Raw genomic sequence first — 24534 nt, 5'->3', positions numbered from 1 at the left:
ATGAGGTCTCGATGATCGAACAGCAACTCTGGCATCCCGTGATCGCCTCGCACCAGGTGCGCGAAGCGCCTGTGGCCTGCGGGCTGCTCGGGCAGTCGCTGGTGCTCTGGCGAGAAACGGGCCACGACGGTGACCGGGTGCACGCCTGGGACGACCAGTGCCCGCACCGCGGCGCGCAGCTCTCGCTGGGCCGGGTGTTGATCGGCTTGCACGGTGCGAGGCTGGAGTGCCCTTACCACGGCTGGCAGTTCGGTCATTCCGGCCAGTGTCTGCACATCCCCGCCGCGCCCGACTTCATGCCGCCCGCCGGCCATGTGGCCACCGTGTTCGAGGCGCGTGAACGTCACGGGCTGGTGTGGGTGCGGCTGCAGGCGCCGCAAACCCCGCTCGGCGTGCTCGATGACATGCCTGCCTTCGCGGTTGCGGAAGATGCAGCGTGGCGACGCGTCGTCTGCGGTCCTTATGAACTCAACACCAGCGCGCCGCGCCTGGTGGAAAACTTCCTCGACCTCAGTCACTTCGGCTTCGTGCACGAAGGCTGGTTGGGCGAACGCAGCCGCGCGCAGGTGGACACCGGGCAGGTGGAGGAGGGCGCTCATGGTCTGGCCGTGCGCGATGCCCGCGCCTGGCAGCCCCGCGCCTACGCGGGCGCCGACGGGGGCGCCTGGATCCACTACCGCTACGACGTGCCGCACCCGTTCGCTGCCGTCCTGCGCAAGGACGCCAGCGAAGGTGACCCGGTGAGCAACGCCATTGGGCTCTTCATCCGCCCCGACGGCGACACGGCCTGCACGGCGTGGTTCGTGATGGTCACCCAGGGCGACGACTCGACCGACCAGGAACTGGTCGACTTCCAGGACGCGGTTTTTGCACAAGACCGCCCCGTGGTGGAATCGCAGACACCCCGCACGTTGCCCATCGGCCGCACGGCACCTGTCACCGAAGTGCACGGACCGGCCGACCGGGTGTCCAGCGCCTACCGCCGTTACCTCAAGCGCCTGGGCATTGTCCTGGGCACCAGCTGAAAGACCCGACATGACCCTGACCGCCGCCGAACTCGCCGCCGCCATCCCCAAGGCCGAACTGCACATCCACATCGAAGGCTCGCTCGAGCCCGAGCTGATCTTTGCACTCGCGCAGCGCAACGGCCTGAGCCTGCCGTACGCGAGTGTGGAGGCGCTGCGCGAGGCCTACGCCTTCACCAACCTGCAAAGTTTTCTGGACATTTACTACGCGGGCGCCAGCGTGCTGCTGCAGGAGGCCGACTTCCACGACATGGCCTGGGCTTACTTCCTGCACGCCAAGGCCGACAACGTGGTGCACGCCGAGTTGTTCTTTGACCCGCAGACCCACACCGCGCGGGGCGTGCCCATGGCCACGGTGATTCAGGGTCTGGCGAGCGCGTGCAAGCGTGCGCAGGCCGAGCTGGGCATCAGCGCCGAACTCATCCTGTGTTTCCTGCGCCACCTGAGCGAAGAAGACGCGTTGGCCACGCTGGAAGCGGCCTTGCCCTTCCGGGCGCATTTCATCGGTGTGGGCCTGGATTCGAGCGAGGTCGGCCACCCGCCGAGCAAGTTCTCCCGCGTGTTCGCACGCTGCCGCGAGCTCGGCCTGCGCATCGTGGCGCACGCGGGCGAAGAGGGGCCGCCCGCCTACATCTGGGAAGCGCTGAACGACCTGAAGACCGAGCGCATCGACCACGGCGTGCGCTCGCTCGAAGACCCGGCGCTGGTGGCCGAGCTGGCGCGCCGCCGCATCCCGCTCACCGTGTGCCCACTCTCCAACCTCAAGCTGTGCGTGGTGAACGACCTGCGCGACCACCCGATGAAACGCCTGCTCGACGCCGGCCTGTGCGCCACAGTCAACAGCGACGACCCGGCCTACTTCGGCGGCTACATGAACACCAACTTCGTGCAGACGGTGCAGGCACTTGGTTTGTCGCGCGAGGACGTGATCACGCTGGCGCGCAACAGCTTTGAAGCCAGTTTTGTGAGCGATGCGCGGCGCGCGGAGCTGATGACCTTGCTGGACAGCGCCATCGCCTAAAATTGCACCCCAGCGAGCCCGGTGCTTCCCCGGCTCGCTTTTTCATTCACGGAAGCCATGTAGAGGACCACCATGTACAAAAACCTCGTGGCCCGGTGCGCCCGCGCACTGGCGGTCGCCAGTTTTTCCATTCCCTTTTCACTCCACGCCCAGACCCCGGTTCAGGCCCCGGCGAACGCGCCGCTGAAGGCGGCGTTCGTCTATGTCGCGCCGCTCACCCCAGCAGGATGGGTGCGCCAGCACGAGCAGGGGCGCCTGGCGGTGCAGGCCGCGCTGGGCAACCGCGTGCAGACCAGCTTTGTGGAGAACGTGGCCGAAGGGGCGGACGCCGAGCGCGTGATCCGCGATCTGGCGCAACAGGGCCACCGCGTCATCTTCACGCCCAGCTTTGGCTACATGGAACCCACGCTGAAAGTGGCGCGCGAGTTCCCCGAGGTGAAGTTCGAGTCCATCACCGGCTACAAAACCGCGCCCAACGTGGCCACTGCGAATGCGCGCTACTACGAAGGCCGCTACCTCGCCGGTGTGGCTGCCGGGCGCCTGGCCACCCAGGCGGGCTACGTGGCGGGCTTTCCCATTCCCGAGGTGATCCAGGGCATCAACGCCTTCACGCTGGGCATGCGTTCGGTCAACCCCAAGGCCACCGTGCGTGTGGTGTTTCTGGGTGAGTGGTTCAACCCGCCGCGCGAGCGCGACGCGGCCATGTCGCTCATGAACCAGGGCGCCGAGGTGCTGGCGTTTCACACCGGCTCCACCGCGGTGATGACCGCCGCGCAGGAGCGCGGCAAGCTCGCTGTGGCCTACCACTCCGACATGCGCCAGTTCGCACCCGACGCGCAAATTCTCGCCGTGACCCACCTCTGGGGCGACTACTACACGCGCCGCGTGCAGGCCGTGCTGGACGGCACATGGGCCAGCGGCAGCGTGTGGGGCGGCGTGAAGGAGGGCATGGTCCGCGTTGACGGCTTCGGCCCCAAGGTGCCGGCCGCCGTGCGCGACGAGGTGCTGGCGCGCCAGGCCGACATGGCCGCGGGCCGCCTGCAGGTGTTTGCCAGTGCAGCCGGTGTGCGCGACAACGAAGGCAACACCGCGATCGCCGCCGGCAAGTCGCTCAGCGACGCCGAGATCCTGGGCATGAAGTGGCTGGCCGAGGGCGTGCTGGCCAGGATCGACCGATAGGCGCCATGTCGCTTTCGGTATGTCGAACCCGGCCCACGCCAGTAAGCTCCCGCCCATGAAAGCCTACCGAGCGTCCCTCCTGCGTTTTGCCGACGACCAGTCCCCCCTGTTCGAGGCCGACGGCCTGCTGGTCGTGGGGCCGGACGCGGCAGGTCGGTCGGTTGTGCGCGCCGTGGGCAGCCACGACGCGCTGATCGACCGTTTTCCCGGCGTGGCGGTGGAAGACCTGCGCGGCAAAATCATCGCGCCCGGTTTTGTGGACATGCACATCCACTACCCGCAGACCGACGTGATCGGTGCGCCGGCGGCTGGCCTGTTGCCCTGGCTGGAGAACTACACCTTCCCCCACGAGTCGCGTTTTCACGATGACGAGCACGCGGCTGAGGTGGCGCGCTTTTTCTTCGACGAGCTGGCCCGCCACGGCGTGACCACCGCGCTCACGTTTGCCACCTCGCACCCGGCCTCCGTGAACGCGGCGTTTGAAGAGGCGCAGCGCCGCGGCCTGCGTTTCATCACCGGCAAGGTGCTGCAGGACCGCCACAGCCCCGACGGTGTGCGCGACGACACCGAACAAAGCCTGATCGATACCGAGGCGCTGATCCAGCGCTGGCACGGTGTGGACCGGTTGGGCTACGCCATCACGCCGCGCTTCGCGCCCACCAGCTCGCCGGCGCAGCTGCGCGGTGCGGGCGAGCTGGCGGCGAAGTACCCCGATGTGTGGATCCAGTCGCACGTGGCCGAGAACCTGGACGAGGTGCGCTGGGCAGCCGAGCTGTTTCCAGCCGCTCGCAGCTACCTGGGCGTGTACGGCGACTTTGGTCTGCTGCGCGAGCGCGCGGTGTACGCGCACTGCATCCATTTCGACGCCGCCGACCGCGCGCTCATGGCGCAGACCGGCGCGGTGGCGGCGGTCAGTCCCACCAGCAACCTGTTTCTGGGCAGCGGCTTCTTCGACTTTGCGGCGGCCGACGCGGCCGGCATGGGCTACGGCCTGGCCAGCGACGTGGGTGGGGGCACCAGCTTCTCACCCTTCCACACCATGCTCGCGGCCTATTGCGTGGGCCGCGAGGGCCAGAGCAAGACCGGACTCAGCCTGACGCCGGGCCGCCTGTGGTGGTTGCACACGGCCGGTGCTGCGAAGGCGCTCGGCCTGGACGGTGGGGTGGGCAATCTGCAGCCAGGGAACGAGGCCGACTTCGTGGTGCTCGACCCCAAGGCCACGCCGCTGCTGGCGCGCAAGACTTCTCAGGCCAGCAACCTCGACGAGCTGCTGTTTGCGCTGATCGTGCTGGGCGATGACCGGGTGATCGAGCGCACGGTGATCGCCGGCCAGTAAGCCAAACAGCCGCCCCTCACCCCAGCCCTCTCCCCAGAGGGGCGAGGGAGAAAGCCCCGCATCGCATGAAGTGCCTTCATCGCGAGGCATCAAGGGTCCGGCTACGCCGGCCCAAGATGCCGTCCCCCCTCCCAGCGCCGAAGGCGCGCCAGAGAGGGGGGAAGCCGCGTCAGCGGCGCAGGGGGGTGTTCCTAGGTGTAGGTGAGATCCCTCGCCTTGCCCCAGAACACCCGGTACATGAAGATCGTGTACACGATGATCACCGGCAATGTGATCGCCACGCCGATGAAGATCACGGTGAGTGCGTCGGTGCCAATCGCCGCTTCCCACACCGTCATGCGGCCGATCACGATGTCGGGGTAGATGCTGTACGACAGGCCGAAGAAGGCCAGCACGAAGATCAGCACGGTGGACACGAACACCACCCAGCCGTAGCCGGCTTTCACCACCTCTGGGTGCGTGACCACCCAGCGCACGGCGAAGAACGCGATGGCGCAGCTCAGCGGCACCGGCAGCAGGGCAAACACCTCGGGCACGCCAAACCACTTCTGCACCACCGCCGGGTTCACCAGCGGCGTGGCGGCCGAAATGGCAACCAGCGCCACCCCCATGGGCCAGAGCACGCGCCTGGCCCAGAACACCGCGCGCAACTGCAGTTCGCCGTCAGTCTTCATGATGAGCCAGCCTGCGCCGAGCAGGATGTAGGCGGCCGGCAGCGTGATGGCGATGCCCAGGCTGAACGCCAGACCCAGCGGTCCTGGCTCGAACCCGGTGATGTAGCTGCCCAGCATCCAGCCCTGCGCGCTGCTGGCGAGCAGCGAGCCGGCGAAAAACGCCTTGTTCCAGAAGTCCTTGTATTGCAGCGGTGCCTTGACGCGAAAGTCGAACGCCACACCGCGCAGGATCAGCCCGATCAGCATGATGGCCACCGGCAAATAAAGCGCTTGCAGCACCAGACCGTGCGCGAACGGGAAGGCCACCAGCAGCACACCCACGCCCAGCACCAGCCAGGTTTCGTTGGCGTCCCAGAACGGGCCGATGCTCGCGATCATCGTGTCCTTCTGCCTCTCGTCGGCCAGCGGCAGCAGCAGGCCGACGCCGAGGTCGTAGCCGTCGAGCACCACGTAGGCCAGCAAGGACAGGCCCATCACGGCGAGGAAGATCAGGGGAAGGAATTCGGCCCAGGTCATGTTCAGACTCCCGCCTTGCCCAAGGCAGCATTGCCGCCGGGAACGGGTGCGTGCTTGAACGGGTTCTCCGCCATGTACTTGAGCACGCCGATGTAGGTGACGAGCAGCAGGCCGTAGACGATGAGGTAGGCGGTGAGCGTGAGCGCGATCATGGGCGGTGCGATGTCGGTGGCGATCTCGCTGGTGCGCAGCAGGCCGTAGACCATGAAGGGCTGGCGGCCGATCTCGGTGACGTACCAGCCCGACAGCGTGGCCACCCAGCCCGAGAAGGTCATGCCGGCGAGCACGTACAGCAATGGCTTGGGCAGGTGGATCTTGCCGTCGGCCATCTGCTTGCGTTGGCGCCACAACTGCCAGGCTGCGAACCAGGCCACGGCCATCATCAGGGTGCCCGTGCCCACCATGACACGGAAGGACCAGAACACGGGCGCCACGGGCGGGTGCGCGCCCTTGAAATCGTTGATGCCCTGGATCTCGGCGTCGAGATCGTGCGCCAGGATGAGGCTGGCCAGTTTGGGGATCTTGATCGCGTAGTGGGTCTCGCCGGCCTTCTCGTCGGGAATGCCGAAGAGCGTGAGCGGCGCGCCTTTTTGCGTGTCCCAGATGCCTTCCATGGCAGCCACCTTGGCGGGCTGATGCTCCAGCGTGTTCAGGCCGTGCAGGTCACCGGCCACGAACTGGACCGGGATCACCAGCGCAGCGGTCACGAGGGCGGTGCGCATGGCCTTGTGGGTGCCGGCGGTGGCGCTGCCCTTGATGAGCTGCCACGCGCACAGGCCGGCGATCAGGAACGAGGCCGTGAGGGCTGAGGCCAGCAGCTTGTGGGCGAAGCGGTAGGGGAAAGAGGGGTTGAACACCACGGCCAGCCAATCGGTGGCGAAGAACTGTCCGTTGACGATCTCGTAGCCGGCGGGGGTCTGCAGCCAGGAGTTGAGGCTCAGGATCCAGAACGCCGACATGGTGGTGCCGAAGGCCACGAGGAAGGTGGCGGCCAGGTGCACCCGCTCTGACACACGCCCCCGGCCGAACAACATGATGCCCAGGAAGCTCGCCTCCAGGAAAAACGCGGTGAGGACTTCGTAACCCAGCAGCGGGCCCGCGATGTTGCCGGTTTTCTCCATGAAGCCGGGCCAGTTGGTGCCGAACTGGAAACTCATGACGATGCCCGAGACCACGCCGAGCGCGAACGTCAGGGCGAACACCTTGGTCCAGAAGTAGTAAGCCTCTTCCCACGCCGGGTCGCGCGTCTTGATGAAGCGCAGCCGGAAGAACAGCAGGAACCAGCACATGGCGATCGTGATGGTCGGGAACAGGATGTGAAAGCTGATGTTGGCGGCGAACTGGATTCGCGACAGGATCAAGGCGTCCATGGGGATCTTTGGGGCGGGTGGGTCGGTGGGTAATCGGGATATCGGCGAACCGCCGGCCGAATCAAGCGGCGCGATCCTGCGGATCTTTGGGTGGCGACTTGCGGGCGGGCGATTTGCCGGTGAGGCGGTCTTTGAGCTCGAGCACCTTGGTCACGGTCGTGCCCATGCCCATGAGCTGCATGGCGGTCTCTGGCGCGAGCTTCTGCACGTCGTCGAACCAGGTCATGAGGCGGTCGATCAGGTCGTGCATCTCGCGCATGCGGTTCTGCGCGTGGCGTTCGGCGTCGGTGGTGGGGGTGTCGAGCAGGGCGGTGCGCAGCATCGAGAGGGTGGGCTCCACCTCGCGGCGGCGGCGCTCTTCGGCCAGCACGCGGAAGATTTCCCACACATCGGCGGGTGCTTCGAAGTATTCGCGCCGGTCACCCGGCTGGTGGCGCAGGCGCACAAGGCGCCAAGCCTGCAGTTCCTTCAAGCCCATGCTCACATTGGAGCGCGAGAACTCCAGCGTCTCGGCGATCTCGTCGGCGTTGAGCGCCTGCGGCGAGATGTAGAGCAGCGCGTAAATCTGCCCCACGGTGCGGTTGATGCCCCATTTGCTGCCCATTTCCCCGAAGTGGGCAACGAACTCGCGGTTGAGGGGCGGGAGGTGGTCTTGCAGTGGCATGTGAAGGAATGTATCGGCTTCGGCTTGAGTTTTCAGTAATTACTGAAATTCCGGGAAGTTGCGAGGGGTTATCGCAGGGATGGGGTCGGGGGTCGCTGGCGCCCGAATCCCTACAATCGCGCTCCATGAGCATCAAAAGCGACAAATGGATCCGCCGCATGGCCGAAGAACACGGCCTGATTTCACCCTTCGAGCCTGGTCAGGTGAGGGCGGTGGACGGCAAGAAGGTGATCAGCTACGGCACCTCGAGCTACGGCTACGACATCCGCTGCGCGCCCGAATTCAAGGTGTTCACCAACATCCACAGCACGGTGGTGGACCCGAAGAACTTTGATGAGAACAGCTTCGTGGACATCAACAAGGATGTCTGCGTGATCCCGCCCAACAGCTTTGCGCTGGCGCGCACCATGGAGTACTTCCGCATCCCGCGCAACGTGCTCACCATCTGCCTGGGCAAGAGCACCTACGCGCGCTGCGGCATCATCGTCAACGTGACGCCCTTCGAGCCTGAGTGGGAAGGCTACGTGACGCTGGAGTTCAGCAACACCACGCCACTGCCGGCCAAGATCTACGCGGGCGAGGGCTGCGCCCAGGTGTTGTTCTTCGAGAGCGACAAGGACGACGTTTGCGAGGTCAGCTACAAGGACCGTGGCGGCAAGTACCAAGGGCAGACCGGGGTGACCTTGCCCAAGGCTTGACCTGCATCAAGGCCGGTCGGGGCATGCGCCGATAGCATCGGTCGCCATGTCCAGCAATCCCGTTTTTACCGCTTCTCCCGACCCGATCCCCGCCCATCAGCCCCTGCCACACCGCAAGGTGATCCGCGGCTGGCTGGCGCCCATCGTTGAACGCCGCACCGCGCGCGCCATCGCCTTGCTGGCGCTGGACTGGTCGATCTTTGCCGCGCTGATGGTCGCCACGGTGCTCTTGCCGACGTGGTGGGCCCAGCTGCTGTGTGGCCTGGCGGCGGGCTTCATGATCGGGCGCCTGTTCATCATCGGCCACGACGCCTGCCACCAGAGTTACACGCCGCACCGCGGGCTCAACCGCGTGCTGGGCCGCATCGCCATGCTGCCCTCGCTCACGCCCTACAGCCTGTGGGAAGTGGGGCACAACGTGGTGCACCACGGCTACACCAACCTCAAGGGCGTGGACTTTGTGTGGGCGCCGCTGACCCGTGCCGAGTTCGACGCGCTGAGCCCCGGCCGGCGCAGGCTGGAGCGGCTCTACCGCAGCGGCTGGGGCCCGGCGGCCTACTACCTGGTGGAGATGTGGTGGAAGCGCATGTTCTTTCCGCGCAAAACCTACCTGGGCACGCGGCGCGCCGAATTCGTGTGGGACGGCGTGATCGTGGTGGCCACCGCTGCCGTGTGGATCGGTGCGCTGGTGGCGTCGGCCCTGGCCACGGAGCAGTCCGTCGCCTGGCTGGTTGGTCTGGGCTTTGGCGTGCCCTTCCTGTTCTGGAACGCGATGATCGGCTTCGTGGTCTACGTGCACCACACCCACACCTCGGTCCAGTGGCACGACGACAAGGCGGCCTGGTTGCGCGCCGCGCCTTTTGTGTCCACCACCGTGCACCTCACCTTTCCCCTGCGCATCGGCGCGCTGCTGCACCACATCATGGAGCACACCGCGCACCACGTGGACATGAGCATCCCGCTCTACAGGCTCGAAGGCGCACAGCAGTTGCTGGAGACCACCTTGCCCGGCCGCATCACGGTGCAGCGCTTCTCGTGGCGCTGGTACTTCGACACCGCGCGCCGCTGCAAGCTGTACGACTTTGATCGCCGTTGCTGGACCGACTTTGAAGGCCGGCAGACCAGTCCCTGCCAGACGGCCCCCGCCTGGGTGGCAGCGGCCCGGATAATGGGCCGCGCAGCGACTCCCGCTGCGCAGGAGACGCAGCATGAAATGGGAAAACAACCGCGAGTCCGACCAGGTCGAAGACCGGCGTTCGCAGCCGGGCGGCGGATTCGGGGGCGGCCGGGGCGGCGGCGGGCGCAACATCGGTCTGGGCACCATCGCCGTGGCGCTGGTCGCCGGCTGGATCTTCGGCATCAACCCCATGACCATTCTGGGCGCGCTGAGCGGCGGCGATCTTTCGCCCGCTGCCCAGGTGGAAACCAGCCAGGGTCCGGCGCAGGCGCCCACCGACGACATGGGCCGCTTCGTGGCCTCGGTGCTGGGCGGCACCGAAGACGTCTGGGGCCCCATGTTCCAGCAGGCCGGGTCGACCTACCAGAAACCCCGCCTGGTGCTGTTTCGCGGCGCCACGCCCACGGCCTGCGGCACCGGCCAGTCGGCCATGGGCCCGTTTTATTGCCCGGGCGACCAGAAGGTCTACATCGACCTGAGCTTCTACGACACGTTGCGCACACAGCTCGGTGCGCCGGGCGACTTTGCGCAGGCGTATGTGATCGCGCACGAGGTGGGCCACCACGTGCAGAACCTGCTGGGCATCACCGGCAAGATGGACGAGATGCGCGGACAGGTGAGCCAGCGCGAGTTCAACGCCATGTCGGTGCGGGTGGAGCTGCAGGCCGACTGTTTTGCCGGCATCTGGGCCCACCACAACCAGAAAACCGGCAACATCCTGGAGCCCGGTGACGTGGAAGAGGCCATGAACGCGGCGGCGGCCATCGGCGACGACGCCCTGCAGCGCAAAAGCCAGGGCCAGGTGGTGCCCGACAGCTTCACCCACGGCACCAGCGAGCAGCGCCAGCGCTGGTTCAACAGCGGCCTGAAGACCGGCAGTGTCCAGGCTTGTGACACCTTCAAGTCGGCCAGTCTTTGAATGGTGCGCGGGCGGAGTTCGGCGAAAAACGGTCAAAGTGCGACAATAACGGGCTAACTTTGATGCCCATGACCCAATCCTTTTCCGAACTGTCCCTCTCTCCCGCCATCGAGCGTGCCGTGGCCGAAATGGGCTACGAGACCATGACGCCGATCCAGGCGCAGGCGATTCCCGTGGTGCTGCAAGGCCGTGACGTGATGGGCGCCGCCCAGACCGGCACCGGCAAAACCGCCGCTTTCACGCTGCCCCTGCTGCAGCGCATGATGAAGCACGAAAACGCATCCACCTCGCCCGCGCGCCACCCGGTGCGCGCCCTGGTGCTGCTGCCCACGCGCGAACTCGCCGACCAGGTGGCCGAGCAGGTCAAGCTCTACGCCAAGTACACCAACCTGCGCAGCACGGTGGTGTTCGGCGGCATGGACATGAAGCCGCAGACGGCCGAGCTGAAAAAGGGCGTCGAAGTGCTGGTGGCCACGCCGGGCCGCTTGCTCGATCACATCGAAGCCAAGAACTGCGTGCTCAACCAGGTCGAGTACGTGGTGCTCGACGAAGCCGACCGCATGCTCGACATCGGTTTCCTGCCCGACCTGCAGCGCATCCTGTCCTACCTGCCCAAACAGCGCACCACGCTGTTGTTCTCGGCCACCTTCTCCAGCGAAATCAAGCGCCTGGCCGGCAGCTACCTGCAGGACCCGGTGACGATCGAAGTGGCGCGTTCCAACGCCACGGCGTCCACGGTGGAGCAGCATTTCTACAGCGTCGGCGACGATGACAAGCGCATCGTCCTGAAGAAGATCCTTGCCGAGCGCGGCCTCAAGCAGGCGTTTGTGTTCGTCAACAGCAAGCTGGGTTGTGCCCGTCTGGCGCGTTCGCTGGAGCGCGAGGGCCTCAACACCACCGCCCTGCACGGCGACAAGAGTCAGGATGAGCGCCTGAAGGCGCTGGAAGCCTTCAAGAGCGGCGCGGTCGACCTGCTGGTCTGCACCGACGTGGCCGCCCGCGGCCTGGACATCAAGGACGTGCCGGCGGTGTTCAACTTCGACATCCCGTTCAACGCCGAAGACTACGTGCACCGCATCGGCCGCACCGGCCGTGCCGGCGCCTCCGGTCTGGCGGTCTCGTTCGTGAGCCCGCGCGACGCGCGCCTCATGGGCGACCTGGAAAAACTGTTGGGCAAAAAACTGGAACTTGAAGCGCTGGAGCTCGAGGCCGACAAACGCCCCGCCGGCCGTTTCAACGATGGCCAGCGCGCCTGGCAAGCCTCCGAAGGCGGTGAAGAGCGCCGCGAGAGCCGTCCGCCGCGCGACCGCGAAGTCCGCAGCGAGCCGCGCGGCGAGGGCCGCCCGTCACCCGCCAGCCGCCCGGTCCGTGCGCCACGCGCCCCGGCAGACCCGCTGTTCGACAAGCCTTACGAACCCAGCAGCACCGGCGACACGCCGCCGTCCTGGGAAGCCGCGTCGCGTCCCACCGCGCGCACCTTGTCGCCCAACATCAAATCCCGCAAGAAGGTGCCGGCGCTGTTCAAAAGCGCTCCCGCCCCGGCCCCCGTGCTGGTCGAGCCGGTGGCTGCGCCGGTGCAGGAAGACTGATTGCGCCTCCCCGCGCCGTGCGTTCAGAGCGCCTTGCCCGGCTTGCGGGTTTGAGGGCACCGCACGGCGATCTGCTCCACCTGGCCCGTCGTGTTCAGCAGGCGTGCGGCTGTCAGGCAGCCTCCCCACACACAACCCGTGTCCAGCGGCAAAACGCCTTCGCGTTGCACCTTCCCCAGCGTCGACCAGTGGCCAAACGCCAGCGGCACGCCAGCCGTGCGGCGACCCGGCACATCGAACCAGGGCATGAAACCCGGCGGTGCGCCATCCGCACCCTCTTTGGTTTCGAACTCCATCACCCCCTGCGCCGTGCAAAACCTCAGGCGTGTGAAGGCGTTGACCACCACCCGCAGGCGGTCGGCGCCCTGCAGCGCATCGCTCCAGAAGGCCGGCTCGTTGCCGTACATGTGTTGGAGGAAGGCGGTCCAGTCGCTGCTGCGCAGCGCGCTCTGCAGTTCGTGCGCGCGCGCCAGGGTGTCGGCCACATCCCACTGCGGCAGCACGCCGGCGTGCACCATGAGCCAGCCGTTCTCGAACAGGGCCATCGGGCGGTGGCGCAACCAGTCGAGCAGCTCGTTGCGGTCGGGTGCATCGAGGATGTCGTTCACCGTGTCGCTGCGTTGCAGCTGGCGCACGCCGTGCGCAGCGGCCAGCAGGTGCAGGTCGTGGTTGCCGAGCAGGCAGTGCGCAGCGCCTTCGAGCGCCATGAGCCGGCGCAGCACCTTGAGCGAATCGGGTCCGCGGTTCACCAGGTCGCCCAGCAGGTACAGCGTGTCCCGGCTGGGGGAGAAAGCGATTTCGTCAAGCAAACGGCCCAGGGCTTCGTCACAGCCTTGGACATCACCGATCATGTAGAGTGACATCGCCCGATTATGGACACCCTCCTCATTGTTTTTCTCACGCTGCTCAACGGGGCTTTTGCCATGTCCGAGCTGGCGCTGGCGTCCAGCCGCAAGGCGCGCCTCGCCGCCATGGCCGAAGCCGGTGACAAGGGCTCCATCACCGCGCTGAAGCTGCTGGAGAACCCGACGCAGTTCCTGTCGTCGGTGCAGGTCGGCATCACCTCCATCGGCATGCTCAACGGGATCGTGGGCGAGGCGGCCTTCAGTGGTGACCTGGGGTTGTGGATGGAGTCCAAGGGCCTGACCGAAGCCACAGCCAACGTCCTGTCCACCGCCATCGTGGTGGTGGTGATCACCTTCATCACGATCGTGTTTGGCGAGCTGGTGCCCAAGCGCATCGGGCAGCTGTATCCCGAAGCGGTGGCGCGCTGGGTGTCTCGTCCCATGACCTTCGTGGCCACGGCCGCCAAGCCCTTTGTGTGGCTGCTCACGCAGACCACGCAGTGGATGCTCAAGCTGCTGCGCATCGACACCAACGCGGTGCAGCACGTGACCGAAGAAGAGATCAACGCCAGCCTGGAAGAGGGCGTGGACGCGGGCATCATCGAGGAGCACGAGCACCAGATGGTGCGCAACGTGTTCCTGCTCGACGACCGCCAGCTCACCTCCATCATGGTGCCGCGTTCCGAGATCGAGTGGCTGGACGCGCAGGACAGCATCGACGTGGCGGTGCAGCGTGCCTGGACCACCGGCCACTCGTGGTACCCGGTGTGTCGTGGTGGGCTGGATGACGTGGTGGGTGTGATCCACCTGCCGCGGATGCTGGCGCTGCAGGCCGAAGGCAACAACGAAACCCTGATGCGCCATGTGCAGCCGGCCGTGTTTGTGCCGGAGACGCTCAGCGGCATGGAACTGCTGGAGCAGTTCCGCGAGCGTGCCACGCGCATGGTGTTCGTGGTGGACGAGTACGGTGTGGTGCAGGGCCTGCTCACGCCGCTGGACATGCTCGAGGCCATCACCGGTGAGCTCTCCCCGCACGCCGCGGTGGACGCCTGGGCCACACAGCGCGAGGACGGCGCCTGGTTGATTGACGGGGCCATGCCGGTGACCGAACTCAAGTCCCGGCTGGACATCGAGGTGCTGCCCGACGAAGACAAGGGTCGCTACAACACCGTGGCGGGCCTCATGCAGACGGTGGCGGGCGACCTGCTGGCGCAGGCCGACAGCGTGGAGTGCGCGGGCTGGCGTTTCGAGGTGCTGGTGCTCGATGGCCGGCGCATCGACCAGGTGCTGATCTCCCGTTTGCCCGACGTCGAAGACCCGGTGGCGTCCGACGGCTGACGGCCGGGGCCGCGCTGCGCGTACCTGGCTCAGCGGTGATTCGGGCCGTCGTCGGCGCCACGGCTTTGGCGTGCATCGCCAGGCGCGTTGTCCGCTCCGCGGTTCTGGCGCGCGTCGCCCGGGCTGTCGTCGGCGCGCGAACGGCTGGCGGAAGCGCTGCTGGAGGAAGGATGGCTGCCCGCCGCGGCGCCGTCGTCACCGCCCCGTCCTCGGCCACGGCCGCCATCGTGACCGCTGCCGTGGTTTCCTGACGAAGACGAACCGCTGGAGGATGAGGCGCCGCCATGGCCACCGCTGGAACCACCGCCGGAGCTGCCGCCCGACCCGCTGCCGGAGCCGGAGCCGGAGCCGGAGCCGGAGCCGGAGCCGGAGCCGCCGTTTTTGGCTGCCGCAAGGCCGGAGCCCAGCGCGAGCGCGAGCGCGAGTGTGGTGACGATGACTGCCAATGTGCCGGGTTTGAGGTGTCGCATGAAAAGCTCCTTGGAGAGGGGTGTTTGAAGATGTGGGAATTTGTCCCACGCATTCAGTATTGGTGGGAAATAATCCCACGTCAATAATTTGTGTGATTTTTTCCCACATAAAGCGTTACCATCGGTATCCAGATGCCCTCCCGACCCGATCCACGACTTGATCCCGCCGCCGCAGCTGGTCCGTCCCCGGCACTGGTGGCTGCCTTGCGCCGTCTGCTGCGCCCGCTGGTGCACCTGATGGTGGCGCGCGGCATCACCTATCCGCAATTGAGTGATCTGCTCAAGGGGCTCTTTGTGGAAGTGGCCGATGGCGACTTTCGCCTCGACGGCAAGGCGCCCACCGACAGCCGCGTGAGCCTGGTCAGCGGTGTGCACCGCAAGGATGTGAGCCGCTTGCGTTCAAATCCCCACCGGCGCGATGCGCCGCCGCCGGCCACGGTGACGCTGGCCTCGCAGGTGTTCTCGCGGTGGCTGGGTGACCCCGCCTGGCGCAACGGGCGTGGCGCACCGCTGCCGCTGCCGCGCCTGGCCAGCGACGGCGGCGAGCGCTCATTCGAGGCACTGGTGGCCGGTGTCAGCAGCGACATCCGGGCGCGTGTGGTGCTCGACGATTGGTTGAGCCGCGGTCTGGTGAAGCTGGACGACCGCGGCCGCGTCGTCCTCAACGTCGAGGCTTTCGTGCCGGCCCGGGGTGAGGACGACAAGCTTTTTTACTTCGCACTCCACCTGCACGACCACGCCGCCGCCGCCAGCCACAACCTCCTGGGCGGTGATCCCTTCATGGACCGCAGTGTCCACGCCGAGGGCTTGAGCCCGGGGTCGGTGGCCGCGCTGAAGGCGCTCGCCGCCGAGCACGGCATGCAGACGCTGCTGGCACTCAACGAGGCGGTGCAGGCGGCTGAGCAACGCGACCGTGACCGGCCGGCCGACGCGCCGCGTGAGCGCTTCACCCTGGGCGTGTACGCCTACGCCGCGCCACAAGACGGCACTGCGTCGGGAGCGTCCTCATGACGGTGTGGTGGCGCTGTTGGGGTGCCCTGGCGTTGCTGTGTCTGTCGTCCTGCACGTCCCCTGCGCCCGGCCCAAGCCTGGCCGGGGCCTGTGCCACGGCGTCGCTGGTCAACCCGGCCCTGCAGGCGCCCGGCCTGGGCGGCACCGGCGCGGTGGCCAAGGTCGATCCGGGCGGCATCGGTGGGACCGGGCAGGTGGCGCAGGAGGGCAGTGGTATCGGGGGCACCGGCATCGTGGGTGTGGTGACCGGGTTTGCCAGCGTCTGCGTCAATGGTGTGGAGGTGGAGATTGAACCCGACACACCCGTGGGTCGTGATGGACAAGACGCCGGTTTGCGCGATCTTTCCGTCGGGCAGCTGGTGGTGGTGCGCGCGCAGGGAACCGGCACGGAGCTGACGGCGCAGCGCATCGAAGTCATGCATGCGGTGGTGGGTCCCGTTGAACAGATCGACGTGGAAGCGCAGGCGCTTCGTGTGCTGGGCCAGCGGGTGCGGGTGCTCGCGGCGGCCGACCTGATGCCGTTGAGACCCGGTGACTGGGTGCGGGTGAGCGGGCACCGACTGGCCGATGGCGAGGTGCGCGCTTCCCGCGTGCAGGCGTTGCCCGCCGGCACGGCGCGGCTGGCGCAGACCTCGGGCGTGGTCACGCCCGACCGCGAGGGCGGCTGGCGTGTGGGGGGAACCCGGGTGGTGTGGCCGACCGGTCAGACCGTGCCGCAGCCCGGGCATGAATGGCTGGCCCAAGGCCACTGGGACGGTCAGCGGCTGCAGCCACAGCGCCTGGTGCCCCAGCCGACGCGCCAGGCGCTCGGCCCCGCGCGCGAGGTGGTGTTGCAAGGGTATGTGCACGGCCTGAAGGGGCGTGAGCTGGAGCTGGGCTACGAAAAGGTCCAGCTCGGTGCCGGACTCGTGGTGCGCGGCGGTGGTTTGGCCTCACTGAGCGTGGGGCAGCCGGTCCAGGTGAAGGGTCGGCTCGACGAGCGCAACCGGGTGTTGGCCACCGAGCTGTGGTTCGGCCGGGAAGGGGGGCGAGGTGCGCGCAGCGGCGGCGAAGCGGGCGACGATGGCGCCGGCCGCCGCGGGAGCGACAGTGGCAGCAGCGGCAGCGGAAGCAGTGGCAGCAGCGGAAGTAGCGGAAGTAGCGGAAGTAGCGGCAGCAGCGGCAGCAGCGGCAGCAGCAGCGGAGGCGGTGGTCGGGGGAGTGGGCGCGGCAGGTGACGAGGGTGGGGCAGGCTTCCTGTATTCAAAGTTTCTTAATTGAAACCCCATCAGGTTTGAATTTACCTTAGTCGAGGTCGTTTCTACAGTGGGTGTGTGTTTGACAACCCACCCGCAGGAGACCCCGTGACCGACACCACCAACAGCATCATCACCGATGCCAAAAAGCGCTACAGCGCCGGCGTTCTCAAATACCGCCAGATGGGCTACTGGGTGCCCGACTATGTGATCAAGGACACGGACACCTTGTGCCTGTTCCGCATCACGCCACAAGACGGTGTGGATCCGGTGGAAGCGGCTGCCGCCGTGGCCGGTGAATCGAGCACCGCCACCTGGACCGTGGTGTGGACGGACCGGCTCACGGCTTGCGACAGTTACCGCGCCAAGGCCTACAAGGTCGAGCCGGTGCCCGGGCGCCCCGGCGAGTACTTTGCCTGGGTGGCCTACGACCTGATCCTGTTCGAGGAAGGCTCGATCGCCAACATGACGGCCAGCCTGATCGGCAACGTCTTCAGCTTCAAGCCGCTCAAGGCCGCGCGGCTGGAAGACATCCGCATCCCGGTGGCCTATGTGAAAACCTTCAAGGGGCCGCCCACCGGGCTGGTCGTCGAGCGCGAGCGCCTGGACAAGTTCGGCCGTCCGCTGCTGGGCGCCACCACCAAACCCAAGCTTGGCCTCTCGGGGCGCAACTACGGCCGCGTGGTCTATGAAGGCCTCAAGGGCGGGCTGGATTTCATGAAGGACGACGAGAACATCAACTCGCAGCCCTTCATGCACTGGCGCGACCGGTTTCTCTACGTGATGGACGCGGTGAACAAGGCGAGCGCGGCCACGGGCGAGGTCAAGGGCAGCTATTTGAACGTCACCGGCGCGACGATGGAGGACATGTACGAGCGGGCCGACTTCGCGAAAGAACTCGGCAGCGTTATCGTGATGATCGACCTGGTGATCGGCTACACCGCGATCCAGAGCATGGCGAACTGGGCGCGCAAGAACGACATGATCCTGCACCTGCACCGCGCCGGCCACGGCACCTACACGCGCCAGAAGAACCACGGCGTGAGCTTCCGCGTGATCGCCAAGTGGATGCGGCTGGCCGGCGTGGACCACATCCACACCGGCACCGCGGTCGGCAAGCTCGAGGGCGACCCGATGACGGTGCAGGGCTACTACAACGTCTGCCGCGACAGCTACACCAAGCAGGACCTGCCGCGCGGCCTGTTCTTCGACCAGGACTGGGCCGACCTGAAGAAGGTGATGCCGGTGGCCAGCGGCGGCATCCACGCCGGCCAGATGCACCAGCTGATCGACCTGTTCGGCGACGACGTGGTGCTGCAGTTCGGCGGCGGCACCATCGGCCACCCGCAGGGCATCCAGGCCGGCGCCGTGGCCAACCGGGTGGCGCTGGAATGCATGGTGAAGGCGCGCAACGAGGGCAAGAACATCCTGGAGGAAGGCCCGAGCATTCTGCGCAAGGCGGCCGAAGGCTGCAGCCCGTTGAAAGCCGCGCTCGACACCTGGGGCGAGATCAGCTTCAACTACACGAGCACCGACACGTCCGACTACGCCGTCACGCCATCCGTGGCCTAAGGAGCAATCACCATGATGACCAACCCCACCGGCCGCCTGACGCAGGGCCAGTTCAGCTTTCTGCCCGATCTCACGGACGCCGAGATCGTGATGCAGATCGAATACGGCCTGAAGAAAGGTTACGCCTGGAGCGTCGAATACACCGACGATCCGCACCCGCGCAACACCTATTGGGAGATGTTCGGCAACCCGATGTTCGACCTGCAGGACGCCGCCGGCGTGATGGTGGAACTGCACGCCTGCCGCAAGACCTTTCCCAACCACTACATCCGCATGATGGCGTTCGACTCGACGCGCAACACCGAATCGATCGTGATGAGCTTCATCGTGAACCGGCCTGCCACCGAACCGGGCTTTGGCCTCTCGCGGCAAGAGGTGGGGGGCCGCTCCATCCGCTACACCGTGCACAGCTACGCCACCGACACGCCCGAGTCGGAGCGCTACGGCGAGTGAGCGCCCGGCACATGAACGCTCCGACCTACAGCATCCCGGGGGCGGCCCCCGCCGCGGCCACGCCAGCCGCCACAGCGCCCGCGTTGCAGGACACCGGCGCGCGCACCGTCAACGAGGTGCTCGCGCAGAGCCAGGTCGAAGCGGTCATGGACGAGCTGGACCGCGACCTCATCGGCCTGGTGCCGGTGAAGACGCGCATCCGCGACATCGCGGCCTTGCTGGTGGTCGACAAGCTGCGCCTGAACCTCGGCCTGCAGGCGCAGACGCCGTCGCTGCACATGAGCTTCACCGGCAACCCCGGCACCGGCAAGACCACGGTGGCCATGCGCATGGCCGAGATCCTGCACCGCCTGGGCTATGTGCGCAAAGGCCATCTCGTCGCGGTGACGCGCGACGACCTGGTGGGGCAGTACATCGGCCACACCGCGCCCAAGACCAAGGAAGTGCTGAAGAAGGCGATGGGCGGCGTGCTGTTCATCGACGAGGCCTACTACCTCTACCGCCCCGAGAACGAGCGCGACTACGGCCAGGAGGCGATCGAGATCCTGCTGCAGGTGATGGAGAACCAGCGCGACGACCTGGTGGTGATCCTGGCGGGCTACAAGGACCGCATGGACACCTTCTTCAAGTCCAACCCCGGCCTGTCGTCGCGCGTGGCGCACCACCTCGACTTTCCCGACTACGGCCAGGGCGAGCTGCTCGACATCGCCGACCGCATGCTCGGCACCATGAACTACCGCTTCGGCGAGGGCGCGCGCGAAGCGTTCGAGAGCTACCTGCAGCGCCGCATTCCCCTGCCCCACTTTGCCAACGCGCGCAGCGTGCGCAACGCGCTCGACCGCGCGCGCCTGCGCCAGGCCAGCCGCCTGTTCGTCGACCGGGACCGGGAACTCAGCCGCGACGACCTCACCACGCTCATGCCGGCCGACATCCTGGCCAGCCGGCTGTTCGGTGCCGGAACCTGATACCGCCGTGCGAGAACGGCGGGTGCGCTCAGCCGCGCTCGATCCGCCACCAGGGTGGCAGTAGGCCGCGCACCTCGGGCCGACCAAAGCGGTCGTCCATCAGCACCACCACGCCGCGGTCGTCGGGTCCGCGGATCACGCGCCCCGCGGCCTGCACCACCTTCTGCAAGCCCGGAAACAGGTAGGCGTGGTCGTAGCCGCGGCCGTGTTGAAGCTGCAGCCGCGCGCGCAGCTGTTCGTTCAGCGGGTTCACCTGGGGCAGGCCCAGCGTGGCGATGAAGGCCCCGATCAGGCGCTGGCCCGGCAGGTCGATGCCTTCACCAAATGCCCCGCCGAGCACGGCAAAACCGATGCCCTGGCTGTGCTCGGTGAAGCGGGCCACAAACGCAGATCGGTCCAGCTCGGCCATGCCGCGCGACTGGGACCACGCGGCAATGTCCGGGTGCACGGCAGCAAAGCGCGCCAGCACCTGTTGCAGGTAGTCGAAGCTGCTGAAAAACGCGAGGTAGTTGCCCGGCTTGGCCTGGAACTGTTCGGCCATCACCGCCACCACCGCGTCGAGCGATTCGGCGCGGTCCTGGTAGCGGGTGGAGATGTGCGGTGTGATGCGCACCTGCAGTTGTGCCGGGTCGAAGGGTGAGGGCACGTCCAGCCGCGCCACGTCGGCGGGCAGGCCGAGCAGGTGGATGGTGTGGTCCATGGGGCTGAGCGTGGCCGAGAACAGCGTGGCGCTGTGCGCCGCCTGCCAGCGCGGCTGCAGGTGCGGCGCGGGCACGAGGTTGCGGATGGCCAGCCGCGGCCGGGGCGCGCGGGTGCGCGCAGCCGCATCCGTGCGCGTGATCTCCACCAGCGAGTGGTCGCCAAACACCTCGGCCACGCGCACGAAGTGCAGCACCTCGAACAGCCAGGCCTGCACCCGCACATCGGGCGCGGTGGCGTCCAGCGCCAGGTGTTCCGAGAGGTCGGCGGCGTGCTGCTGCAGCGCGCCCACCAGGCCCTCGGGCAGATCGTTGAGCAGCACCTGCCCGGCCGCCTGGCCCCGGCCCAGCGTGCCCCAGAAGCGGTGCAGTCGATCGAGCGAGGCCTTGAGCCCCTTGGGTGGCGCCTGGCGCAGCGCCGCCAGGGTGGCCGGTTCGAGTTCGGCGCTGTACATCAGCCGCGCGCGCTCGATCAGGTTGTGCGCCTCGTCGACGAGCAGGCCCACGCGCCAGGGCTCGCCCACGGTGAGCGCCCAGGCGTGGGCGCTGAGGTCGAAGAAGTGGTTGAAGTCACCCACGACCACGTCGCTCCAGCGCAGCATGTCCTGGCCGAGGTAGTAGGGGCACACGTCGTGTTTCAGCGCGACGGTGCGCAGGCCCGCCTGGTCCAGCCAGGCGGTCTGCGCGGCTTCGTCGCGCGCCCGCGGCAGCCGGTCGTAGAAGCCGCTGGCCAGCGGGCACGAGTCGCCGTGGCAGGCCTTGTCGGGGTGTTCGCAGGCCTTCTCGCGCGCCACGCGCTCCAGCACCCGCAGGCGCCCGGTGGACGCGGCGGGTTGCAGCCGGGCCAGTGCATCGAGCGCGAGCCGGCGGCCCGGCGTCTTGGCGGTGAGGTAGAGCAGTTTGTCGGTGCCTTGCGCGGGCATGGCCCTGAGCGCACCGAACAGCGTGGCCATGGTCTTGCCGATGCCGGTGGGTGCCTGCACCAGCAGGTGCCTGCCGTGGCGGTGCGTGCGCCAGGTGGCACCGGCCAGCTCGCGCTGGCCCGTGCGGAAACCGTCGAACGGAAAGGCCAGCGTCTGCAGCTGTGCGTCGCGCGCCAGGCGGTGGACCTGCTCGCCGCGCGCCCAGTGGATGTAGCGCGCGCACAGGTCGTTGAAGTGCTGGCGCAGTTCGTCGGCGGTGTGCCAGCTGTTCAGCACGGTCTCCAGCCGGGTGTCGATGTTGAAGTACACCAGCGCGACTTCGATGCGCTCCAGCCCCAGCTGCTCGCACAGCATCCACGCGTAAACACGCGCCTGCGCCCAGTGAAGCGCGCGGTGGTTCTCGCGCACCAGCGCCACGTCGCCGCGGTGCGTCTTGATTTCTTCCAGACGCGGAGCACCGAGGTCGAAACCATCGGCGCGGCCCTGCACCAGCAGGTCGCCGAACCGCGCGCGCAGCGGCACTTCGCGCTGGTAAGGCGCGGCCCGCCGCGCGGTCACCGCCTCGTGGCCGGCCACGCCGTCCTGCGCGGTGGGCGAGGGTGTGAAACGCAGGTCCAGGTCGCCGGCCTGGGCGGTGAAGGCGCACAGCACGCGCACCGCGACCTGCAAGCCCTCGGGCGGTGTGGGTGCCTGCGCGTTCAAGGGGTGGCCTGTGCGCCGGGCGGAAACAAGGTCACGGCTGCGCCGGGCCGCCACGGTGCGTGCTTGTGCATGCAGGCCGCCATCAACGCACTGGCCACCCAGCGGTCGTGCCAGCGCCGTGTGGCCACCCAGGGCGATGCCACCCACCACGCGGCGTCCACCGCGGCGAACTGGCGCACGAACGGGAAGATGGCCGCGTCCGCCAGCCCCGGCTGTTCGCCGCCGAGGTGGGTCGTCTCGGACAGTTGAGATTCCAGGGGCTGGATCAGGCACGCCACCGCGTCTTCGCGCCACGCGTGTGCGCTGCGCTCGGGGTGGCGTTCGGCGTACTTGTAGCGATCGAGCGCGTGTTTGAACGCGCCGTCGCAGGCGTGGGTGAGCGCGCGCTGCTCGGGTGTGTCGCCGCGCGCCAGCCAGCCGTCGGGGTCCTGCAGCGCCAGGGCCCAGCGCATGATGTCCAGGCTCTGGGCGATCACCTCGCCCGAGGGCAACTGCAGCACCGGCACCGTGCCCGCCGGTGAGGCCGCGAGCATGGCCGCCGGTTTGTCGGCCAGCACCACCTCACGCAGCGCCACCGCCACGCCAGCCTGGCACAGCGCCAGGCGCGCGCGGATGGCGTAGGGACAGCGGCGAAAGGAATACAGGATGGGCAGCACGGGTCAACATCATGGCACGCACGGTGTGCAAGCCAGAGCGCGATATGCTCGTGAGCACCTTCACCCTCCGCCGACAGGACCCACCATGGAAGACCCCCGCTGCTGCGGCACCGGCACCTGCATCATCAACGACGACGGCCAGTGCTGGTGCGGCCAGCGCTGGGACGGCGAACGCATGTGCTTCCCCCAGGCCGACCCTTCGCCAACGCCGCCCCCGGCTGCAACCGGCGGGCACCAGCCCGGTGAAGAGCCGGACCGCTGAGACCCCCGCCACCCGACCGGTGTGGTTGGCCCGGGCATGGGTTGGGCACCGCACAGACCAGATCGGCCATCGGCCCCAGGCTTGCACCTTTGCCAGGCGCACGCTTGGAGGTCACCATGGAGATGCCCATGTTTCGCGCCCGATCCCAGTCCCAACTGCCCGAGAACGCCTCCCCGGAGGGACTGACCGCGGCTGTGCGCAAGATCTACACCCAACGCACCAATGCCGTGGTGCCGCTGCACTGGCTGTCCACCGCCGCGGCCTTCACGGGCACCGGCGGGCTGGTCAACGGCGACGACCTGGCCGAGCTGATCCGCCACCGCTGCGAGGTGGCCGGCTGGTTGCCCGACTCGTTGCCGGTGTCGCTGGTTGCGCGCTGGATCGTGTCGCGCTCGGTGGTGTCGATCGAGAGCCCCTGGGGCCCGCTGTTTCCCCTGTTCCAGTTCGATCTGCCCACGGCGTCGGTGGTCGATGGCATGGGTCCGTTGCTCGGAGAGCTGCGACCGGTCTTCGACGACGTGGAGCTCGCGCTCTGGTTCGTCACGCCCAACGACTGGCTCGCCGGCGCCCGCCCGGTCTCTGCCATGCACCACAGCTTCCCCGCGGTGCTGCAGGCCGCGCGTGCCGACCGTTTCGTGGCCGGCGGGCACTGAGCCCGGCGGCTCGGCCCCAACACCCGCGAGGGTGGCCATGCGCCGCCACGGGATGGCGTTTGCCTGAGCCTGCTCAATGCGGTGCGCATGCACCTGCCGAAGATGGACGCCTTGTGGCCAGACGGGCGTTCCAGGTCGGGAGACCCGGACCTCACGGCCACCGGTGAATGTCACAGGAGCCCGCACATGAAGCAGACTTCCAGCAGTGCCGCGCGCACCCGATCCGCCGTCAAGCGCCCGGCGGCGAACCCACACAGCTCGGCCGCCGACAGCCCGCACGCCGTGCGCATCCACGAAGTGGCGTACGCACTCTACGAGGCGCGCGGCTGCGCGGATGGCCACGACCTCGAAGACTGGCTGGCGGCCGAAGCGGCCGTGGCCGGCGAGGCCGCTGGACCCAGGCCCGCTGGCAGCGACCACTGAGGGCGGCGCCCCGCGGCTGCTCAGCCGCGCGTGGCCCAGTCGAGCGCGGCCTTGCCGCCCGCCGCCGAGGAGGTGCTCACCAGCGTGCCCCAGGCCATGTCGATGAGCGAGAGCTTCCACGGCCAGTCCTTGAGCGTGGCCCAGTTGGTCAGGTCGTAGG

The 24534-nt window shown here is 67.7% G+C and carries 24 protein-coding genes and 1 pseudogene; 17 read left to right on the top strand and 8 right to left on the bottom strand.

Features of this window, described 5'->3' with window-relative positions:
* Positions 1-11 precede the first annotated feature (11 nt).
* The 4 genes from Q1W68_RS05520 to guaD all read left to right on the top strand — a co-directional run bounded on the left by Q1W68_RS05520 (position 12) and on the right by guaD (position 4561).
* Complete coding sequence (locus Q1W68_RS05520; protein WP_300715799.1) at positions 12-1025, top strand: aromatic ring-hydroxylating dioxygenase subunit alpha; 1014 nt, start codon at positions 12-14, stop codon at positions 1023-1025.
* A gap of 10 nt (positions 1026-1035) precedes the next feature.
* Positions 1036-2046, top strand: a complete 1011-nt coding sequence (locus Q1W68_RS05515; RefSeq protein WP_300715797.1) for an adenosine deaminase — start codon at positions 1036-1038, stop codon at positions 2044-2046.
* Between the two features lie 72 nt (positions 2047-2118).
* Positions 2119-3225: a BMP family ABC transporter substrate-binding protein gene (locus Q1W68_RS05510; RefSeq protein WP_300715796.1), complete on the top strand. Its 1107-nt coding sequence runs from the start codon at positions 2119-2121 to the stop codon at positions 3223-3225.
* Between the two features lie 55 nt (positions 3226-3280).
* Positions 3281-4561 (top strand): guanine deaminase, encoded by a 1281-nt coding sequence (guaD, locus tag Q1W68_RS05505; RefSeq protein ID WP_300658589.1) that lies wholly within the window; start codon positions 3281-3283, stop codon positions 4559-4561.
* A 191-nt stretch (positions 4562-4752) separates the two neighbouring features.
* Here the strand turns inward: guaD and Q1W68_RS05500 are convergent, their stop codons facing one another.
* From Q1W68_RS05500 to Q1W68_RS05490, 3 genes are all read right to left on the bottom strand, one after another.
* Positions 4753-5751 carry a cytochrome d ubiquinol oxidase subunit II gene (locus Q1W68_RS05500; protein WP_300715794.1) on the bottom strand — a complete coding sequence of 333 codons (999 nt, stop codon included), beginning with the start codon at positions 5749-5751 and terminating at the stop codon, positions 4753-4755.
* A gap of 2 nt (positions 5752-5753) precedes the next feature.
* Entirely contained in the window at positions 5754-7121 is a 1368-nt protein-coding gene (locus tag Q1W68_RS05495; protein ID WP_300715793.1) for a cytochrome ubiquinol oxidase subunit I, read from the bottom strand.
* A gap of 61 nt (positions 7122-7182) precedes the next feature.
* On the bottom strand, positions 7183-7785 hold the full coding sequence (locus tag Q1W68_RS05490) for a GbsR/MarR family transcriptional regulator (protein ID WP_300658593.1): 603 nt from the start codon (positions 7783-7785) through the stop codon (positions 7183-7185).
* A gap of 125 nt (positions 7786-7910) precedes the next feature.
* Between Q1W68_RS05490 and dcd the strand changes: the two genes are divergently transcribed.
* The 4 genes and pseudogenes from dcd to Q1W68_RS05470 all read left to right on the top strand — a co-directional run bounded on the left by dcd (position 7911) and on the right by Q1W68_RS05470 (position 12168).
* Positions 7911-8483, top strand: a complete 573-nt coding sequence (gene dcd, locus Q1W68_RS05485; RefSeq protein WP_056272648.1) for a dCTP deaminase — start codon at positions 7911-7913, stop codon at positions 8481-8483.
* Positions 8484-8529: 46 nt separating this feature from the next.
* Positions 8530-9609 (top strand): annotated as a pseudogene (locus Q1W68_RS05480) (fatty acid desaturase); the annotation flags it as partial.
* Between the two features lie 82 nt (positions 9610-9691).
* Positions 9692-10579, top strand: coding sequence for a neutral zinc metallopeptidase (locus Q1W68_RS05475; RefSeq protein WP_300658597.1), 888 nt, complete (start codon positions 9692-9694; stop codon positions 10577-10579).
* A 68-nt stretch (positions 10580-10647) separates the two neighbouring features.
* A complete protein-coding gene (locus Q1W68_RS05470) occupies positions 10648-12168 on the top strand; it encodes a DEAD/DEAH box helicase (protein WP_300652758.1) in 1521 nt (506 codons plus the stop codon).
* A 23-nt stretch (positions 12169-12191) separates the two neighbouring features.
* Here the strand turns inward: Q1W68_RS05470 and Q1W68_RS05465 are convergent, their stop codons facing one another.
* The gene (locus tag Q1W68_RS05465; RefSeq protein ID WP_300652756.1) at positions 12192-13031 is read right to left on the bottom strand and encodes a symmetrical bis(5'-nucleosyl)-tetraphosphatase; all 840 of its coding nucleotides are present in this window, start codon (positions 13029-13031) and stop codon (positions 12192-12194) included.
* A 9-nt stretch (positions 13032-13040) separates the two neighbouring features.
* On the opposite strand from Q1W68_RS05465, the gene Q1W68_RS05460 reads away from it, so the two are divergent.
* A complete protein-coding gene (locus tag Q1W68_RS05460) occupies positions 13041-14351 on the top strand; it encodes a hemolysin family protein (protein ID WP_300715791.1) in 1311 nt (436 codons plus the stop codon).
* 29 nt (positions 14352-14380) lie between these two features.
* Here Q1W68_RS05460 and Q1W68_RS05455 read toward each other — a convergent pair whose 3' ends face one another.
* A complete protein-coding gene (locus Q1W68_RS05455; RefSeq protein WP_300655756.1) occupies positions 14381-14821 on the bottom strand; it encodes a hypothetical protein in 441 nt (146 codons plus the stop codon).
* Positions 14822-14953: 132 nt separating this feature from the next.
* On the opposite strand from Q1W68_RS05455, the gene Q1W68_RS05450 reads away from it, so the two are divergent.
* The 5 genes from Q1W68_RS05450 to cbbX all read left to right on the top strand — a co-directional run bounded on the left by Q1W68_RS05450 (position 14954) and on the right by cbbX (position 20057).
* Positions 14954-15832, top strand: coding sequence for a DUF6502 family protein (locus tag Q1W68_RS05450; RefSeq protein ID WP_300655758.1), 879 nt, complete (start codon positions 14954-14956; stop codon positions 15830-15832).
* Complete coding sequence (locus Q1W68_RS05445) at positions 15829-17049, top strand: DUF5666 domain-containing protein (protein ID WP_300655760.1); 1221 nt, start codon at positions 15829-15831, stop codon at positions 17047-17049. The genes Q1W68_RS05450 and Q1W68_RS05445 overlap by 4 nt, the downstream gene beginning before the upstream one ends.
* Positions 17050-17175: 126 nt before the next feature.
* Positions 17176-18639, top strand: coding sequence for a form I ribulose bisphosphate carboxylase large subunit (locus Q1W68_RS05440; RefSeq protein ID WP_300715789.1), 1464 nt, complete (start codon positions 17176-17178; stop codon positions 18637-18639).
* Positions 18640-18651: 12 nt separating this feature from the next.
* Positions 18652-19092 carry a ribulose bisphosphate carboxylase small subunit gene (locus tag Q1W68_RS05435; protein WP_300658606.1) on the top strand — a complete coding sequence of 147 codons (441 nt, stop codon included), beginning with the start codon at positions 18652-18654 and terminating at the stop codon, positions 19090-19092.
* An 11-nt stretch (positions 19093-19103) separates the two neighbouring features.
* Positions 19104-20057, top strand: a complete 954-nt coding sequence (gene cbbX, locus Q1W68_RS05430) for a CbbX protein (RefSeq protein WP_300658608.1) — start codon at positions 19104-19106, stop codon at positions 20055-20057.
* A gap of 28 nt (positions 20058-20085) precedes the next feature.
* Here cbbX and Q1W68_RS05425 read toward each other — a convergent pair whose 3' ends face one another.
* Together Q1W68_RS05425 and Q1W68_RS05420 are read right to left on the bottom strand one after the other, a co-directional pair.
* Complete coding sequence (locus Q1W68_RS05425; protein WP_300715788.1) at positions 20086-22380, bottom strand: helicase C-terminal domain-containing protein; 2295 nt, start codon at positions 22378-22380, stop codon at positions 20086-20088.
* The gene (locus tag Q1W68_RS05420; RefSeq protein ID WP_300655770.1) at positions 22377-23036 is read right to left on the bottom strand and encodes a glutathione S-transferase N-terminal domain-containing protein; all 660 of its coding nucleotides are present in this window, start codon (positions 23034-23036) and stop codon (positions 22377-22379) included. Before Q1W68_RS05420 ends, Q1W68_RS05425 begins: the two co-directional genes overlap by 4 nt.
* A gap of 85 nt (positions 23037-23121) precedes the next feature.
* Here Q1W68_RS05420 and Q1W68_RS05415 point away from each other — a divergent pair, with 85 nt between their 5' ends.
* From Q1W68_RS05415 to Q1W68_RS05405, 3 genes are all read left to right on the top strand, one after another.
* Positions 23122-23298 (top strand): hypothetical protein, encoded by a 177-nt coding sequence (locus tag Q1W68_RS05415; protein ID WP_300655771.1) that lies wholly within the window; start codon positions 23122-23124, stop codon positions 23296-23298.
* 128 nt (positions 23299-23426) lie between these two features.
* Entirely contained in the window at positions 23427-23951 is a 525-nt protein-coding gene (locus Q1W68_RS05410; protein ID WP_300658610.1) for a hypothetical protein, read from the top strand.
* Between the two features lie 186 nt (positions 23952-24137).
* On the top strand, positions 24138-24374 hold the full coding sequence (locus Q1W68_RS05405; protein WP_300655774.1) for a DUF2934 domain-containing protein: 237 nt from the start codon (positions 24138-24140) through the stop codon (positions 24372-24374).
* A 20-nt stretch (positions 24375-24394) separates the two neighbouring features.
* Here Q1W68_RS05405 and Q1W68_RS05400 read toward each other — a convergent pair whose 3' ends face one another.
* The gene (locus Q1W68_RS05400; protein ID WP_300715820.1) at positions 24395-24526 is read right to left on the bottom strand and encodes a DUF2177 family protein; all 132 of its coding nucleotides are present in this window, start codon (positions 24524-24526) and stop codon (positions 24395-24397) included.
* Positions 24527-24534: the final 8 nt, after the last annotated feature.

This window comes from Hydrogenophaga sp., assembly GCF_030158645.1.
In the GTDB taxonomy this organism is placed as follows: domain Bacteria; phylum Pseudomonadota; class Gammaproteobacteria; order Burkholderiales; family Burkholderiaceae_C; genus Hydrogenophaga.
The sequence above is the reverse complement of the archived record's forward strand: the minus strand, read 5'-3'. Positions and strand labels throughout refer to the sequence as shown.